Genomic DNA, 15,733 nt, shown 5'->3' on the forward strand with positions numbered 1-15,733 from the left:
TATCACCAAGCCTTTGTCCCGTTGAGCCCGATCACGGCATGGCGCGCTGCAGCCCGCAAGCGATTGGGCTATGAGGCGCGACGGCGGAACTATAGGCTGGTGCGAACGGACCCTTTCGGGATCCATGCCTTGCCGCGGACGCATTCTTTGGGGAGGAAAACGTGTCACAGCCAGATCCGGGGAACCGGCCTGAAGAGGGACCGCGGCCACCGTGGGGCACCCAGCCACAGTGGGGGCAGCCGCAGCCGGGCGCCCAGCCACAATGGGGCGCCCAGCCACAATGGGGCGCCCAGCCGCAATGGGGCGCGCCACCGTATCCGGGGCAATCGTGGGGCGCGCCGGTCGATCCGCGCTGGCCGGCCGGTGGTCTGCCGCCCTATGGCCAGCCCCGCTATGTGGCTCCCCCGAAACCCGGAATCGTGCCGCTCCGGCCGCTCTTCTTCGGTGAGATCATGGACGGCGCATTCCAGACCATCCGCCGGAACGCCAAAACCATGTTCGGCTCCGCTCTTATTGTCCAGGCCATCACCAGCGCATTGAGCGAGGTGGCCGCGCTGGGTATGCTCGGGATGGTCCAACCTCCCGTAGGAGGATTCACTAGCCAAGACGAGGCGATGCGGTATCTTGGCCCGGTCTTTGGCGCCACTGCCGGGATTATGGGAATTTCCTTGCTCACCATGGTGCTCGCAGCCATCCTTCAGGGCGTCATGGCCATCCCCGTCGCCAGGTCCGCGTTGAACCGGCCCACAGGGTTCAAGCAAATGTGGTCCCTGGCCCGCTCGCGTATCTGGCCCTTGGTAGGCCTTGCCTCCCTCCTCCTTGCTGGATCATTGCTTTTCTTCCTGGTCCTGTTCTTGCTGGCCGTCCTCATTTTGACCGGATTGGGACCGCTCGGCGTGCTTTTGCTTCTCCCGTTGGGATTCGGCGCCGCCGTCGCATACGCCTGGATCTACGTCAAGCTTCTGGTGTCCCCGGCCGCCATCACCATAGAAGAGCTCGGCGTCTTCGCCGGACTCCGGCGCTCGTGGACCCTGACGAGCCGGAATTGGTGGCGGATCTTCGGAATCACGCTGCTGGTGGCCTTCATGGTGGGTATCATCGGGTCGGTCATCCAGATTCCCCTGGGCTTGGCCTCCGGCGGAATAACTTCCGTGTTCGCACCCCATGCCGGCGCCTCACAAGTGACGACGACGGCGATTGTCCTGCTGGTGGTTTCGCTGGTCGTCGGGGTCCTCATAAGTGCAGTCGGTTTCGCTTTCCAGACCTCCGTAGCAGCCCTGATCTACATGGACCTGAGGATGCGGCGTGACGGACTGGACGTGGAGCTCCTGCGGCTTCTGGAGACCGGAGAAGATCCCGACGGCGTTCCGGGCCGGCGCCGGGCACGTCAAGCCGGTGCGCACCCATGGCCGCCGACAACGGGTCAGGGTTCCCCGACAGGATGATTCCGGCCTCCGCGTCCTTCGCCCTTCTTTTCGCCGCTTCCGAGCCTCCCGTCGATCCGGACCGCGGGGAGGCCCAGCGGTGGGCGGTTGAGGAACTGTCCAAGCCGCAGTACGCATCGGCCAAACCCAGTTGGATCGATCAGATGTGGAACCAGTTCATCGACTGGCTCCGCTCCCTGAACGGCGGATCCATCAGCGGGCCGAATATCGGCGTGCCGCTGATCGCTGCCCTGGCCGTGGTTCTCATTGTGGTTGCCGTGATAGTTGTCAGGCCGAGGCTCAACGCGCGGAAGAAGACGTCGGCGAAGATCTTCGACGGCGAGCCGATAGTTGATGCCGACACGTTCCGCGCCCGCGCATCTGCCGCGGCAAGCCGTGCGGACTGGCAAACGGCCGTCGTCGAACAGTTCCGCGCTGTGGTTCGCTCAGCGGAGGACCGGGCGGTCATTGATATCCAGGCTGGCCGGACGGCGGACGAGGCGGCTGCTCAATTGGGGCGCGCGTTCGGGGCAGCCAGTTCGCGGCTTGAGGAAGCGGCCAGGATTTTCGATGGCGTGAAATACGGGAAGGCAACCGCCACCGCTTCCGACCATGCTGCCGTGTTGGCATTGGACAATGGACTATTGGCCATGAGACCTGATTTCGCCGGGCAGGCCGCCACCGGTTTGGCGGTGCCGCGATGACTGCGGACACTCAAACACTCCGGTGGTCCGCGCAGTTGCGGAGCTGGTCGCGCCGCCATATGGCCTGGATTATCATCGGGGCCATCGTGGGGGTACTGGTCGCTGTCACCGTGGTCCAGTCCCCCGCGAACACGGACACGGCACCCCTCTCTGCCCGCAACGCCGCTCCGGATGGCGCCATGGCCGTAGCCGAAATCCTCCGGCGGCACGGAGTCACCGTCACGGAATCCGATTCGTTCGCAACGACAACCTCGCTGCTGGCCGGGAAACCACGCGCCACCGTCTTGTTGTATGACCGCAATGGCTATCTCGATTCCGCCCAGTTGCACAGCCTGCTGCAATCGGCCGCCCGCGTGGTGGTCGTCGCTCCCGGCTTCCGAACCCTGACCGGGCTGGGCCGCGGGATCCATAACGCTGGAGTGGTTCCCAACGGGACATCGACGTTGGAAGCGGGCTGCGGGCAAGCGGATTCCCTTGTTGCGGGGCGTGTCTCCGGCAAGGGCGCATTCCTTTACACGGGAGCCGAGGTGACCTGCTACCGGCCTGGCAGCAACGACGGCGGCATGTACGCTGCCAGTGCGGACGGTCAGCTGGTGGTTCTCGGCAGCACAGCCCTTCTCAGCAACGATCTCCTGCAGGTGGAGGGCAACGCCGCATTGGCTCTCCGGACCCTCGGGCCAACATCGGATCTCGTCTGGTATCTCCCTGGCCTCGGTGACGTACCGAATGCTGGCACACCGCCCACGCTGGACGAATTGGCGCCACCGTGGGTTGGCTTCCTGGGATTGTGGCTGGCTGTGGTCGCATTGCTCGCTGTGCTGTGGCGGGGCAGGCGGCTTGGGCCGCTCGTGTTCGAGCCACTGCCAGTAGTGGTCAAGGCGGTAGAGACAGCCGAAGGCCGCGCCCGTCTCTACCAGGATTCCCGCGCTGTCGGCCAGGCGGCCGACAATCTCCGGGCCGGCACTTTGACCAGGCTTGCCAAGCATTTCCGGCTCGGCCCCGAGGCCGGCGCAGATGCCATCCTCGATGCCGTGTCCCGAAAGATGAAACGGCCGGCACAGGAGCTGCGGACACTACTGCTGGACCATCGGCCACGCACCGAACCAGAACTTGTCCAATGGGCACAAAGCATCGAAAAACTCGAGCAGGAGGCAACAGCCCCATGACCAATCAAGCACAGAGCAATCAAGCAGACAGCTACACCGACGGCAGCTATGGCTACTCGGGGGGCCCGGCGTCGCAGGGGCAGCCAGCGCAGGCAGCCACAAGATCCGACCCTGCCCGCAAAGCCTTGTTGGACGTCCGTCACGAAGTGGGCAAGGCCGTCGTCGGGCAGGATGCAACGGTGACCGGCATGCTCATCGCGCTGCTCTGCGGGGGCCATGTCCTGCTTGAGGGTGTACCGGGCGTCGCGAAAACCCTGCTGGTACGTGCCTTGTCCACTGCGTTGAGCCTGGATACGAAGCGCGTCCAGTTCACTCCGGACCTCATGCCGGGTGACGTCACCGGCTCGCTGGTCTACGACTCGCACACCTCGGAATTCACCTTCCGCGAAGGACCGGTGTTCACCAACATCATGCTGGCGGACGAGATCAACCGAACGCCGCCCAAGACCCAGGCGTCGTTGCTGGAAGCCATGGAGGAGCGCCAGGTATCGGTGGACGGAGTCTCCCGGCCGTTGCCGTCGCCGTTCATTGTTGCCGCCACGCAGAACCCTGTCGAGTATGAGGGCACCTATCCCCTGCCCGAGGCGCAGCTGGACCGCTTCCTGCTCAAGCTCTCCATGCCGCTGCCCGGACGTGCCGAAGAGATCGAAGTGGTCCGCAGGCATTCGGAAGGTTTTGATCCGCGGAATTTGCTGGCTGCGGGAGTCCGGCCAGTAGCGGGCGTCGCCGAACTCCAGAATGCCCGTGACGCGGTGGCCGAAGTGACAGTGGCCCCCGAGATCCTCGGCTACATTGTGGACGTCGTGCGGGCGACGCGGGCGGCGCCGTCGTTCCAACTGGGAGTCTCCCCGCGTGGCGCCACGGCGCTGCTCAACACCTCGCGTGCGTGGGCATGGTTGTCCGGACGCAACTTCGTCACCCCCGACGACGTCAAAGCACTCTCCCTGCCGTGTTTGAGGCACCGTGTAGGTCTTCGACCCGAAGCCCAAATGGACGGTGTGAACGTCGATGATGTCCTTGGCAGCATCCTGGCCTCTGTTCCCGTGCCGCGCTGATTGGCCTCGCCTCATGACTTTCCACCTCAGGACTCTCTATTTCAGGCGGTACTGAATGGCGATCACAGGCCGCTTTGTGCTGTTGGTTTTCGCCGCGTTGGCCCCCTTGCTGCTGTTTCCCGCGTGGGCGACAGTCCTTCTCACCAGCGCCGTGCTGCTGGCCCTGGTGTTGTCCGACCTCCTGCTGGCCGCATCCCCGGCCAAAATCGCCTTGCAGCGGAAGGATCCCGGGAATGTCACCCTGCACGCGGAAACGGAATCCGTTCTGACGCTGGAAAACGGCAACCGGCGGACCTTCCGCGGAATGGTGCGTGACGCCTGGCAGCCCTCCGCGGGGACCGTCGCCCTCGTCCAGCGCATTGAGATCCCGGCTGGTGAGCGGCGGCGGATGGCAGTGCAGCTGAGGCCCACTCGGCGCGGCGACCTGACGGCACCACACGTAACGCTGCGGTCCTTCGGCCCGCTTGGCCTGGCCGCGAGGCAACGCACCGTGGCCCTCCCCGGCCGTCTTCGCGTCCTGCCGCCGTTCCATTCCAAGCGGCATTTGCCGTCCAAGCTGCGGAAACTGCGGGAGCTGGACGGCAAAGCGGCCGTGCAGATCCGCGGGGCCGGCACGGAATTCGATTCCCTCCGCGACTACGTGCGGGGCGACGACGTGCGCTCCATCGACTGGCGGGCAACCGCCCGGCGCACCGCCGTCGTCGTCCGGACCTGGCGACCCGAACGGGACCGCCGCGTCGTCATCATGCTCGACACATCGCGCACGGCGGCAGCCCGAATCGACGACGAGCCCCGCCTGGACACCGGGATCGAAGCGGCTCTCCTGCTGGCAGTGCTGGCGGAGCGAGGCGGAGACCGCGTGGACTTCTTCGCCTTCGACAGGCGCGTCCGTGGGCGTGTCGATTCCGCGGCCAGAGGCAATCTCCTTGGCTCCTTGGTCCAGGCCATGGCTCCGCTTGAGGCGGAACTGATCGAGATGGACTGGGCCCAGGTCCCGGCCCAGGTACGGGCCATTTCGGCCCACCGTTCCCTCGTGGTCCTGTTGACCTCGCTTGACAGCGGCGCCCCCGGAGAAGGACTCATTCCTTTGGTGGCGCAACTGGTGCGGCAGCACGTGGTGCTACTTGGATCGGTCCGGGACCCTTTGCTGGGCCGAATGAAGGAAGAACGCACGACGGCGAGCCAGGTCTTCCGTGCCTCGGCCGCCGAACGTGCCCTGCTGGACCGTGAGGCCGTCAGCGCCCAATTGCGCCAGCTTGGCGCGGAGGTAGTCGACGCCGAGCCGTTGGAACTGCCGCCGCTCCTGGCGGATGCGTACATTCGACTGAAGGCAGCGGGCCGCTTGTAGCAGGCTGGCCAGGCGCCGAGTCCAGATATCAACAACCCCGAATCCGAGGAAAGCACATGAGCACACCCATTTACGAGTTGGCGCTGGGCAGCAAGTTCCGGCAGTTGCAGCCTGAACTCCAGGACTATTTCTCCCTTGCCCCAGGCTCCGGATCCTACGGAATCGGCGAGGGCGTCTTCGACGTGGTCGGTTGCCGGCAGAAATGGCTCCGCCCCCTCCTTGCCACGGTTGCCGGGGAAGAGGCCTTCTTCCCCGAGTACGGCGAGCGCGTCCCGTTCCGCATCGAAAACCATGCGCACCTTGATCCGTTCGGACGGTCCAGCCTCACGGCCCGGCGTGAAATTTTCTTTCCCGGGCACACCCGGCTGTTCCATGACACCACTGTTGCGGAGACCGCCAACGACGGCGGTACCCGCCTGGTCGACTATGTGGGCCGGTACCGCAGGCTGGCCACGGCATTGGATTTGGATGTCACAGCGGAGGGGCGTCTTCGCGGCGTCTCGGGAGCCTCGCGTTTGTTCTTTGGTCCGCTGAGGCTCAGCTTGCCGGCTTCCCTTGATGCGAAGGCCTACGCGGAGCAGTGGTGGGATCCGGCAGAAGGCAAGCATCGGATCCAGGTGAAGGTGCTTCAGCCACACGTCGGCTTGGTCCTGGTCTACGCCGGTTCCTTCGACTATCGTTTGGCACCTTCACTGCCCGCGACGGATCGTGCCGCGCCCGCGCGGACCGCCACTGCCGCCGTCGGGCTCCCCCGCTATGCCGAGCCGGACCGTTGGGAACCGCGCGTCTAGACGGCCCGCAGAAGGCTAGCCGAGCGCGAGCTGGTTCAGCCCGTCCGCAACCTGGGTCAAGCGGTTCAGAACCTCTTTGGCTCCCGACGGCGAGAATCCGGCCAGCCCGTCCGAGGGCGTGACACGCACAGCCCCGAGGCTCGATGCTGGTAGGCCGAGTTGGCGCCAAGGCCGACAGACGGTGTCCACAAGCTCAGCGGTACGTGGCAGGGTTGCCTGCGGAATGTCTACCGGCAAAGCGCCGGCCCACAGGCGTTTGCCGGCTTCCACGGCGGTGGCAATCTGTTCCCATTGGCGCGTGGTGAGCGCTTTGAGCGGCAGGGCGACGCCGTCGGCTCCGGCGGAGAGGATCTGCTGGATCGGGGCTTCGATTTCCGGAACGGAAACCACGGTCTCCGCCACTCCTGCGGCCCGCAGCGCGTCGATCACCAACCGCCAGGCTCCCGTGACTTCCTCGCCCGGGATGGAGCGCAGGGTGCGGTAGCCGCTCGCCGTGGGAATGGTGCCGGCCAACACGGAGGAGATGTCCGGTTCGTCAAGCTGGACCACTATCCCGGCGCCCGGCACCGCAGCACGGACGCGGGATATGTGCTCAGCGACGCCGGCGGCCAAAGACTCCGCAATGTCCCTCCGGGCACCGTAGTCAAGGAGGGCACGTTCCCCGTTGTGCAAGTAGAGGCCAGCCGCGAGGCTCAGCGGGCCCCGCAACTGGATCTTCAGTTCCTCGGCGGAGGATTCTTCCGAGCCGGCAATGTCGGCCAGGACGTTGATGTCCGTAGCAAGGGCGGACTTCGCCCGCCTGAGGTCTTTGCCCGGGCGGTCAACCAGGCGCCAGCCGTGCGGCTGCACATCGATGGCCAACTCAACCAGAAGGGATGCCGTCCGGCCGAGGGCGTCCGAGCCGACCCCACGGTCCGGAAGCTCGGCCAGGAACGGCAGATGCGGGCTGCCCAGCTCGCCGCGGATGATCCGGGCTGCCTCAGCAGGATCCGTTCCGGGCCAGGGACCCAATGCCGTGGCAGTGACCTGGTTCTGCGCGGTTTCGGCGGCCACGTGTTCAGGCCTGCGCGATGGAAGCCTGGTGGCCTTCGGCGATTGCCTCGTGGTGCCGGATGACCTCACTGATGATGAAATTCAGGAACTTCTCGGCGAAGGCAGGATCGAGGTTCGCCTCTTCGGCGAGCCGGCGGAGCCGCGCAATCTGGGCGGACTCGCGTCCCGGGTCCCCTGCGGGAAGCTTGTGCGTTGCCTTGAGGACGCCCACTTTCTGGGTGGCCTTGAATCGTTCCGCGAGGAGGAAGACGAGGGTGGCATCGATGTTGTCGATGCTCGAGCGGATGGAGAGCAACTCGTCCATGACGGCCTGGTCCACGCGGCCGGCGAGGGAGCTGGCGGAAGGATCGAAGGAGTCGGCGTCGGGGAGGGCGTGGTTCTGCTCGGTCATTCCTCCAGTCTAGGGTGTGCCGGCCGGGCCTTGAGGGGCAGAATGGGCATGTCCGCGCCGATGATAAGGAGAGCACGCATGAAAATCGCAGTTCTTGGCACCGGAATGGTGGGGCACACGCTGGCCGGCAAATTGGTGGCAATAGGCCACGAGGTCATGATGGGTTCCCGGGAGGCCGGCAATCCCAAGGGGACGGAGTGGGCGGCGCAGGCAGGTCCGGGAGCAAGCTCCGGTTCCTTCGCGCAGGCCGCAGCCATGGCCGAGATCGTGGTCAACGCAACCCCCGGCATGGTCTCGCTCGCCGCGTTGAGTGAAGCCGGGGCGGCGAATCTGGCGGGCAAGGTCCTGGTGGATGTGTCCAATCCGCTGGACTTTTCTGCCGGATTCCCGCCGTCGCTCTCCGTCTGCAATACCGACAGCATTGCCGAAACCATCCAGCGTGCCTTCCCCAAGGCCCGCGTGGTCAAGGCCCTCAACACGTTGGAGGCTCCGCTGATGGTTGACCCGCTCAGGCTCGCCGATGGCGCCCACGACGTCTTCGTGGCCGGTAATGACGACGACGCGAAAGCCACCGTCGTCGCGCTCCTGCAGGAGTTCGGCTGGCTCCCGGAACACATCCACGACCTGGGCGGGCTCGACGTCGCCCGCGGCCTCGAAATGTGGATGCCGCTGTGGCTCCGGATTTTCATGCGCCAGCCGAAGGACAAGCTCTTCAACATCAGCATCGTGTCCGAATAGCCGCAGCCAAAGGGACATGCCCGCCCTTCGCGGAGAAGGGCGGGCATGTCCGTTCTTGCGGATCGTTGCTTGGATGGCGGGCTAGATGCCCAGCAGCGCGCGGTTCTCTTCCCGGCGTCGGGCCTGTTCGTCAGGATCCGGCACCGGCAGCGAGGCGATGAGCTTGCGGGTGTAGTCGTGCTGGGGATCGCCCATGATCTGGCTGCCGATCCCCTGCTCGACGAGCTGGCCCTTGTACAACACGCCCACCCAGTGGGAGAGAATGTCCACGACGGCGAGGTCGTGGCTGATGAACAGCGCGGCGAAACCGAACTCTTCCTGGATGTCCTTGAACAGTTCCAGGACCTTTGCCTGCACGGATACGTCGAGGGCCGAGGTCGGCTCGTCGGCGATCAGGAGGCGCGGGTTGAGCGCGAGCGAACGCGCCAGCGAAGCGCGCTGGCGCTGCCCGCCGGAGAGCTCGTGCGGGAAGCGTTCAGCGTACGACGCCGGCAGCTGCACCGATTCGAGCAACTGCGCCACGCGCAGGCGTGCTTGAGCCGGGCTCGGGTGGGTATGGATGAGCAGCGGTTCCGCCACGCACTCACCGATGGTCAGGTGAGGGTTGAACGAAGCAGCCGGGTCCTGGAACACGAAGCCGATGTCCTTGCGCAGCGGCTTGAACGTGTGCTCCTTGAAGCCCAGCATTTCGTAGCCAAGGACCTTGAGGCTGCCGCCGGTTGCCCTGTTGAGGCCTGCGATGGCGCGACCGATGGTGGACTTGCCCGAACCGGACTCGCCAACCAGGCCAAAGACCTCGTTCTCGGAGACCGTGAAGCTGACGTTGTCCACGGCTTTGAACCCTGGCTTGCCGAGGCGGCCCGGATACTCGATGGTGAGGTTCTTTGCCTCAACCAGGATCTTTCCGGTTTGGTGCAACCGTTCGGTGGCCCCTTCGGACGCTGAGTTGCGGCCGAGGTGCGGCACGGCGGCCAGCAGCTTCTTGGTGTAGTCCTGCTTCGGCTCGGCGAAAAGGACCCTGGCGGTGGCCTCTTCGACGACGTCGCCTTGGTACATGACCACGACGCGGTCGGCCAGGTCGGCCACGACACCCATATTGTGCGTAATGAGCACAATCGAGGTGCCGTACTTGTCCCGCAAGTCCCGGAGCAACTGAAGGATCTCGGCTTGGACAGTGACGTCCAGGGCCGTCGTCGGCTCGTCCGCCACGATCAAACCCGGGTTCAGGGCGAGCGCAGCCGCAATGACGACGCGTTGCTTCTGGCCACCGGAAAGCTGGTGGGGATAGTAGTTGACGCGGGTTTCCGGATCGGGGATGCCGACCTTCCGCAGGGCTTCGGTGGCTCGCTTCTTGGCCTCCTTGGCCGAGATGCGGTGTCCGTCCGAGGCGTGGGCTCGGATCCCTTCGGCGATCTGCCAGCCGACCGTGAACACCGGGTTCAGGGCCGTTGACGGTTCCTGGAAGACCATGGCCACGTCGCGGCCGCGGATCTTGCGCAGTTTGGCCGCACTGACGCTGATGACGTTGTTGCCGTTGATCAGCACGGCTCCCGAGCTGATGGCCGTTTCAGGGAGCAGGCCGAGGATAGTCTTGGCCGTGACGGTCTTGCCGGAACCTGACTCCCCGACGATCGCCAGCACTTCGCCGGCTTTGACCTCGAGGCTGACGTCCTTGACCGCGTAGACGTCGCCACTGTCGGTGGCAAACGTGACTTTGAGCCGTTCGATGTCCAGGACGGGCTGCCCGGATGGCAGCGGCTGGTCCGAAATGTTTCCGATATTGGTGGTCATGCCTTACCTGCTTCTGGGCTGCCTGTTTCCGGTTTGGGAGAGGTAGGGGCCCCTGTGTTCGTGCCGTCGGTTCCTGCCGCGGCCTTGGAGCGGGAGGCCTTGCCTCCAGCACGCTTGCGGCCGCGAAGTCGGGGATCGTTGAGATCGTTGATGCTTTCGCCGACCAAGGTCAGCCCCAGCACTGTGAGGACGATCGCGATACCGGGGAAGACGCCGGTCCACCAAATGCCGGAGGAAGCGTCCGCCATGGCCTTGTTGAGGTCGAAGCCCCACTCTGCGGCCGAGGACGGTTCAATGCCGAAGCCCAGGAAACCGAGGCCGGCAAGGGTCAGGATCGCTTCGGAGGCGTTCAGGGTGAACATCAGCGGAAGCGTCCTAGTGGCGTTCTTGAAGATGTGCCGGGTGATGATCCGAAGGCTGGACGCGCCCAGGACCATGGCCGATTCCACGAACGGTTCAGCCTTGAGCCTGATGGTTTCGGCCCGGATCACGCGGAAATACTGCGGAACGAACACCACGGTGATCGAGAAGGAGCAGGCGAGGATGCCGCCCCAGAAGCTCGATTGGCCACGGCTGATGACGATCGACATGACGATCGCCAACAGCAGGGAAGGAAAGGCATAAATGGCATCCGCGATGACTACCAGCACCCGGTCCAGCCAGCCACCGAAGTAGCCGCTGAGCAGGCCCAGCGCCACGCCGAGGAAGATGGACATCACCACGGCGACGACGATCACGGTCACTGCGGTCTGTGAACCCCACAGGACGCGCGAGAGAACGTCATAGCCGCCGACTGTGGTGCCGAGCAGGTGCTTGCTGCCGGGGGCTTCCTGGGTGGGGAACGAACCGGAAGCATCACTCAGTTGGGAATAGCCGTATGGCGCGATGAACGGTGCGAGAACGGTCGAGAGAAGGAAGATCCCGGTCAGCACAAGCCCGGTGATGAGCATGCCCCGCTGGAGGCCAACGCTCTTGTTGACGTGGGAAATGACAGGAAGACCGGAAAGGAAGGACTTCTTCCGTCCTGAAATTGTTGCAGTGCTCATGTCAGTACCTCACTCGCGGGTCGATCAGCGCGGCGACGACGTCCACGACGAAGTTGGTAAATGCGACGATGACGGCCAGCAGCACCACGATGCCTTGGACCGCCACGAAGTCCCTGGCGTTCAGGTATTGGACCAGCTGGTAGCCAAGGCCCTTCCATTCGAAGGTGGTCTCGGTGAGCACGGCTCCGCCGAGCATCAGGGCGATCTGCAAGCCCATGACGGTGATGATGGGGATGAGCGCCGGCTTGTAGGCGTGCTTCGTCACGAGACGGAACTCGCTGACGCCGCGGGAACGGCCGGCCTCGACGTAATCCTTGCCCAGCGTTCCGATGACGTTGGTCCGGACGAGTCGCAGGAAGACACCGGCGGTCAGGAGACCCAGGGCGATAGCGGGCAGCACTGCGTGGGACACGACGTCGCCGAGTGCGGTGAGATTGCCGCTGCGCAGCGCGTCGAGCCAGTAAATGCCGGTGGGAGCGGCAAGTTGGCCCATGGTCAGCTCAGTGCGGGTGGACACTCGACCGGCCACTGGGAGCCAGCCGAGCCAAACGGAGAACGTCAGCTTGAGCAGGAGCCCGGAGAAGAAGACCGGAGTGGCGTAGCAGAGGATGGCAAAGCAGCGAAGGAAGGCGTCAGTGGCCTTGTCGCGCCGTTGCGCGGCGATCATGCCCAGCGGGATGCCGACCGCGAGCGCCACGATCAGTGCGTTGATCGTCAGCTCAAGGGTGGCCGCACCGAACGTCGACAGCATTTCGACGACGGGGCGCCGGTCCGTAATGGTGGTGCCGAAGTTCCCGGTGACCAACTGGCCCAGGTATTCGAAGTACTGGATGATGATCGGCCGGTCGTAACCGGCGTCGTGGATTCGCTGCGCGAGGACATCCGGGGGAAGCCGGCCGCCCTGCGCTGCGGTGATGGGGTCTCCGATGACCCGCATGAGGAAGAAAACAAGCGTCACGAGGATGAAGATCGTGGGAATGATCAGGAAGAACCTGACCACGATGTACCTGCCGAGACCCCCGCCCGCTGATTTACTCTTGGGAGCGACCGCGTCCGGTTCGACGTCGGGCACCTCTATAAGTGTTGTCATTGCTACCTAAAGTTCATTGCCCGCGGATCGCGCGGGGTTTTGCTCAAAATGTGAGGCAATCAGCAATAAGGGGAGGCAAAGCACCTGTTGGCACCCGCCTCCCCCTACCGGCTGCTTACTTTGAAATAGTTCCCAATCGGAACTTGAAGGAAGCGTCAAGCGTCTTGTCGACGCCGTTCACGCCCTTCGCCGAGATGGCAACCTGGGCACCCTGGAGCAGCGGCAAAGTGGAAATGTCCTTTGCCAGAGCGTTCTGGGCGTCCTTGATGGTGGATTCGCGAGCCGACTTGTCCGTGGTGGTCAGCTGCTTGTTGATCAGGTCGGTCACGGCCTGGTCGTTGAAGTGGTTCTTCAGGAAGCCACCGTTCGGGAAGAACGGGGTCAGGTAGTTGTCGGGGTCGCTGAAGTCAGGGAACCAGCCGAACTGGAACAGCGGGTACTCGTCGGCGCGGCTGGCCTTGCTGTAGGTCACCCATTCGGTGGACTGCAGGTTCACCTTGAAGAGGCCCGACTTCTCAAGCTGGTCCTTGATCATGGCGTACTCGTCGCCCGAGGACTTGCCGTAGTGGTCCGGGTTGTACTGGAGGTTCAGCGTGACGACGTCCTTGACACCGGCATCGGAAAGAACCTTCTTGGCTTTGTCCAGGCTCGGCTTTCCGTTGTCGCCATAGGCATCCTTGAACGACTCGTTGGCGCCCAGGAAGCCGCTGGGGACGTTGGAGTACAGCGGCAGGTATGTGCCCTTGTAGACCTGGTCCGCGATTGCCTGGCGGTCAACGAGGTTGGCGATCGCCTGGCGGACGGCAAGTGCCTTGGCCGGGTCGGCTCCGGCTGCCTTGGCTCCGAACGGCATGGTGTTGAAGTTGAACGTGATGTAGCGGATCTCGCCGCCGGGACCAACGTTGACCTTGACCTTGGAATCCTTCTTGAGGTCGTCGACGTCAGTGGCGCTGAGGCTTCGGTTCGCAACGTCGATGTTGCCCTGCTGGATGTCCAGCTTCATGTTGGTCGGCTCGGCGTAGTACTTGATCGTGGCGGCGTCGTTGGCCGGCTTGCCCAGGACACCCTGGTAGTCAGGGTAGGCCTTGAGGCTGATGAGCTCGTTCTTCTTGTAGCTGTCGATCGTGTACTGGCCATAGAACGCCTTGGCCTTGATGATGTCGTCATCCGAAAGAAGTTTGTCGGCCGGGAAGACCTGGTGGTCCACAATCGGCGCGGCCGGGCTGCTGAGGATCTGCGGGAACGTCTGGTCGTTCGCGAGCTTCAGCTTGAAAACGGCCGTGTTGGCGTCCGGGGTGGTGACGCTGTCCAGGTTTTCGAGCAGGCTTGCGGGACCAGCGGGGTCGTTGATCTTGAGCTGCCGGTCAAACGAAAACTTGACGTCGGTGGAGTCCAGTGTGTGACCGTTGGCCCACTTGAGTCCGGGCTTCAGCTTGACGGTGTACTCGGTAGGCGACGTGAACGACGCCGACGCTGCCAGGTCCGGAACGGGGTCGGCGCTTCCTGGCTTCGAGTTGAGGAGGAAGGAATAGACCTGGTTCATCACCATGAAGGAACCGTTGTCGTACGAGCCTGCGGGATCGAGTGCGGTCACCTTATCGGTGGTGCCATAAGCGATCGGACCGCTGGCAGCTGAGGAAGCTGAACCGCCGCCGCCTGCCGGGCCCGTGCAGGCCGTCAAAGCGAATACGGAGATGCCCGCGAACGCGATAGCGCTTCGCAAGGCTTTTTTGTTCAATGCCATCAGTGAACTTTCTGTTCGATGGATACGGCGAACCGCCGTCGGTAATTTCTTAGGAGCGCATACTCCTGACTCCACGATTCAATCAGAAGCTTTTCTGGTGAAACGTTTGATTTTGTGAGTTGAGACACAAAATTTACTTTCTTTTGGCGCGAAGTCGGCTAGGCGGATCGCCACATGCCGCTCCTGATGTTGGAAGGGCCCGTGGTTAGCGCTCACAATTTTGCCGGCGCCTTTCCCACTGCAGTGCGTTACGAGGTCTAGAGCTCCGCGCGCTGAAGGGACCGGGCGGCGTCGATGGTTGCCTGGCCCAGGACGCGGGTGCCTTGGTACAGCACGATGGTCTGCCCGGGGGCCACCCCTCGGAGGGGATCGATGAGAGTCACCACGAGGCCTTCGCGCTCTACCCCGGCGTCGTCGACGTGCCGCTCGACAGATGCCTTGGCCGGAACGGGATCTCCATGGGCGCGGACCTGGGCATAGCAGTCGAACTCGGCTCCGGTAGCCACCTCGGCGATAGGCAGGCCGGCCCAGGACACCTTGATTCCACGGATCTCATCGATGGCCAGGAGCGCTTCGGGCCCGACGACCACCTTGTTTTCCTTGGGCCGGATTTCCAGCACGAAGCGCGGCTTGCCGTCGGCGGCAGGGGTGCCCAGCTTGAGGCCACGGCGCTGGCCTACGGTGAATGCGTTCGCTCCCGGGTGCTCCCCTACCTTGGTTCCCGCCTCGTCCACGATGTCGCCCGTGGTCATGTCGATCTTCTCGGCGAGCCAGCCGGCGGTATCGCCGTCCGGAATGAAGCAGATGTCATGGCTGTCCGGCTTGTTCGCGACAGACAGGCCGCGGCGCTCCGCCTCTGCGCGGACCTCGGCCTTGGAGGGAGTCTCTGCCAGCGGGAACATGGAGTGCTTGAGCTGTTCGTGGGTCAGGACGCCGAGTACGTAGCTTTGGTCCTTGGCCCAATCGGCGGCACGGTGGAGTTCGGGATTGCCGTCGACGTCTTGGATGACCTTGGCGTAGTGTCCAGTGCAGACCGCGTCGAAGCCCAGGGCGATGGCCTTCTCCAGCAAGGCGGCGAACTTGATCCGCTCGTTGCAGCGCATGCAGGGATTAGGAGTTCGGCCCGCGGCGTATTCATCGATGAAGTCCTGGACAACGTCTTCCTTGAAGCGTTCCGAGAAATCCCAAACATAATAGGGAATCCCCAGTACGTCGCAGGCGCGCCAGGCGTCGCGGGAGTCTTCAATGGTGCAGCAGCCGCGGCTGCCCGTGCGCAGTGTTCCGGGCATGCGGGACAGCGCCAAGTGGACGCCGACGACGTCGTGCCCCGCCTCGACGGCGCGGGCGGCGGCAACGGCGGAGTCGACTCCGCCACTCATGGCTGCAAGAACT

At 64.2% G+C, this 15,733-nt stretch carries 14 protein-coding genes; 7 read left to right on the plus strand and 7 right to left on the minus strand.

Annotated features, from left to right (window positions below):
- Positions 1 to 161: 161 nt before the first annotated feature.
- The 6 genes from AC4CS3_RS01680 to AC4CS3_RS01705 are packed head-to-tail and all read left to right on the plus strand — an operon-like array spanning position 162 to position 6,488.
- On the plus strand, positions 162 to 1,445 hold the full coding sequence (locus AC4CS3_RS01680) for a DUF7847 domain-containing protein (RefSeq protein ID WP_490781935.1): 1,284 nt from the start codon (positions 162 to 164) through the stop codon (positions 1,443 to 1,445).
- Positions 1,406 to 2,128: a DUF4129 domain-containing protein gene (locus AC4CS3_RS01685; RefSeq protein ID WP_490781936.1), complete on the plus strand. Its 723-nt coding sequence runs from the start codon at positions 1,406 to 1,408 to the stop codon at positions 2,126 to 2,128. Before AC4CS3_RS01680 ends, AC4CS3_RS01685 begins: the two co-directional genes overlap by 40 nt.
- 59 nt (positions 2,129 to 2,187) lie before the next feature.
- A complete protein-coding gene (locus tag AC4CS3_RS01690; RefSeq protein ID WP_490781937.1) occupies positions 2,188 to 3,294 on the plus strand; it encodes a DUF4350 domain-containing protein in 1,107 nt (368 codons plus the stop codon).
- Entirely contained in the window at positions 3,291 to 4,349 is a 1,059-nt protein-coding gene (locus AC4CS3_RS01695; protein WP_490781938.1) for an AAA family ATPase, read from the plus strand. Before AC4CS3_RS01690 ends, AC4CS3_RS01695 begins: the two co-directional genes overlap by 4 nt.
- A gap of 55 nt (positions 4,350 to 4,404) precedes the next feature.
- On the plus strand, positions 4,405 to 5,697 hold the full coding sequence (locus AC4CS3_RS01700) for a DUF58 domain-containing protein (protein WP_490781939.1): 1,293 nt from the start codon (positions 4,405 to 4,407) through the stop codon (positions 5,695 to 5,697).
- 56 nt (positions 5,698 to 5,753) lie between these two features.
- Positions 5,754 to 6,488, plus strand: a complete 735-nt coding sequence (locus AC4CS3_RS01705; protein ID WP_490781940.1) for a DUF4166 domain-containing protein — start codon at positions 5,754 to 5,756, stop codon at positions 6,486 to 6,488.
- A 15-nt stretch (positions 6,489 to 6,503) separates the two neighbouring features.
- Here the strand turns inward: AC4CS3_RS01705 and AC4CS3_RS01710 are convergent, their stop codons facing one another.
- Both AC4CS3_RS01710 and AC4CS3_RS01715 read right to left on the minus strand, forming a co-directional pair.
- Positions 6,504 to 7,541, minus strand: coding sequence for a uroporphyrinogen decarboxylase/cobalamine-independent methonine synthase family protein (locus AC4CS3_RS01710; RefSeq protein ID WP_490781941.1), 1,038 nt, complete (start codon positions 7,539 to 7,541; stop codon positions 6,504 to 6,506).
- Positions 7,542 to 7,545: 4 nt separating this feature from the next.
- Entirely contained in the window at positions 7,546 to 7,932 is a 387-nt protein-coding gene (locus AC4CS3_RS01715) for a chorismate mutase (protein ID WP_236811919.1), read from the minus strand.
- Positions 7,933 to 8,010: 78 nt separating this feature from the next.
- Between AC4CS3_RS01715 and AC4CS3_RS01720 the strand changes: the two genes are divergently transcribed.
- The gene (locus AC4CS3_RS01720; protein ID WP_490781942.1) at positions 8,011 to 8,670 is read left to right on the plus strand and encodes an NADPH-dependent F420 reductase; all 660 of its coding nucleotides are present in this window, start codon (positions 8,011 to 8,013) and stop codon (positions 8,668 to 8,670) included.
- Between the two features lie 81 nt (positions 8,671 to 8,751).
- Here the strand turns inward: AC4CS3_RS01720 and AC4CS3_RS01725 are convergent, their stop codons facing one another.
- The 5 genes from AC4CS3_RS01725 to mnmA form a co-directional block, all read right to left on the minus strand.
- A complete protein-coding gene (locus tag AC4CS3_RS01725) occupies positions 8,752 to 10,461 on the minus strand; it encodes an ABC transporter ATP-binding protein (protein WP_490781943.1) in 1,710 nt (569 codons plus the stop codon).
- Positions 10,458 to 11,507, minus strand: coding sequence for an ABC transporter permease (locus AC4CS3_RS01730; protein ID WP_490781944.1), 1,050 nt, complete (start codon positions 11,505 to 11,507; stop codon positions 10,458 to 10,460). Before AC4CS3_RS01730 ends, AC4CS3_RS01725 begins: the two co-directional genes overlap by 4 nt.
- 1 nt (position 11,508) lies before the next feature.
- On the minus strand, positions 11,509 to 12,597 hold the full coding sequence (locus AC4CS3_RS01735) for an ABC transporter permease (protein ID WP_437770850.1): 1,089 nt from the start codon (positions 12,595 to 12,597) through the stop codon (positions 11,509 to 11,511).
- A gap of 115 nt (positions 12,598 to 12,712) precedes the next feature.
- Positions 12,713 to 14,341 carry an ABC transporter substrate-binding protein gene (locus AC4CS3_RS01740; protein ID WP_234748171.1) on the minus strand — a complete coding sequence of 543 codons (1,629 nt, stop codon included), beginning with the start codon at positions 14,339 to 14,341 and terminating at the stop codon, positions 12,713 to 12,715.
- Positions 14,342 to 14,598: 257 nt separating this feature from the next.
- The gene (gene mnmA / locus AC4CS3_RS01745; RefSeq protein ID WP_490782097.1) at positions 14,599 to 15,720 is read right to left on the minus strand and encodes a tRNA 2-thiouridine(34) synthase MnmA; all 1,122 of its coding nucleotides are present in this window, start codon (positions 15,718 to 15,720) and stop codon (positions 14,599 to 14,601) included.
- Positions 15,721 to 15,733 lie beyond the last annotated feature (13 nt).

The sequence above is a fragment of the Arthrobacter sp. SE2 genome (assembly GCF_058244265.1).

What these genes read in the sequence shown, in the direction of transcription:
- AC4CS3_RS01685 (WP_490781936.1), top strand. Translation starts at nt 1,406, where the DNA reads ATGGCCGCCGACAACGGGTCAGGGTTCCCCGACAGGATGATTCCGGCC.
- AC4CS3_RS01690 (WP_490781937.1), top strand. Translation starts at nt 2,188, where the DNA reads ATGGCCTGGATTATCATCGGGGCCATCGTGGGGGTACTGGTCGCTGTC.
- AC4CS3_RS01695 (WP_490781938.1), top strand. Translation starts at nt 3,291, where the DNA reads ATGACCAATCAAGCACAGAGCAATCAAGCAGACAGCTACACCGACGGC.
- AC4CS3_RS01700 (WP_490781939.1), top strand. Translation starts at nt 4,405, where the DNA reads ATGGCGATCACAGGCCGCTTTGTGCTGTTGGTTTTCGCCGCGTTGGCC.
- AC4CS3_RS01705 (WP_490781940.1), top strand. Translation starts at nt 5,754, where the DNA reads ATGAGCACACCCATTTACGAGTTGGCGCTGGGCAGCAAGTTCCGGCAG.
- AC4CS3_RS01715 (WP_236811919.1), bottom strand. Translation starts at nt 7,932, where the DNA reads ATGACCGAGCAGAACCACGCCCTCCCCGACGCCGACTCCTTCGATCCT.
- AC4CS3_RS01720 (WP_490781942.1), top strand. Translation starts at nt 8,011, where the DNA reads ATGAAAATCGCAGTTCTTGGCACCGGAATGGTGGGGCACACGCTGGCC.
- AC4CS3_RS01725 (WP_490781943.1), bottom strand. Translation starts at nt 10,461, where the DNA reads ATGACCACCAATATCGGAAACATTTCGGACCAGCCGCTGCCATCCGGG.
- AC4CS3_RS01730 (WP_490781944.1), bottom strand. Translation starts at nt 11,507, where the DNA reads ATGAGCACTGCAACAATTTCAGGACGGAAGAAGTCCTTCCTTTCCGGT.
- AC4CS3_RS01735 (WP_437770850.1), bottom strand. Translation starts at nt 12,597, where the DNA reads ATGACAACACTTATAGAGGTGCCCGACGTCGAACCGGACGCGGTCGCT.
- AC4CS3_RS01740 (WP_234748171.1), bottom strand. Translation starts at nt 14,341, where the DNA reads ATGGCATTGAACAAAAAAGCCTTGCGAAGCGCTATCGCGTTCGCGGGC.
- mnmA (WP_490782097.1), bottom strand. Translation starts at nt 15,720, where the DNA reads ATGAGTGGCGGAGTCGACTCCGCCGTTGCCGCCGCCCGCGCCGTCGAG.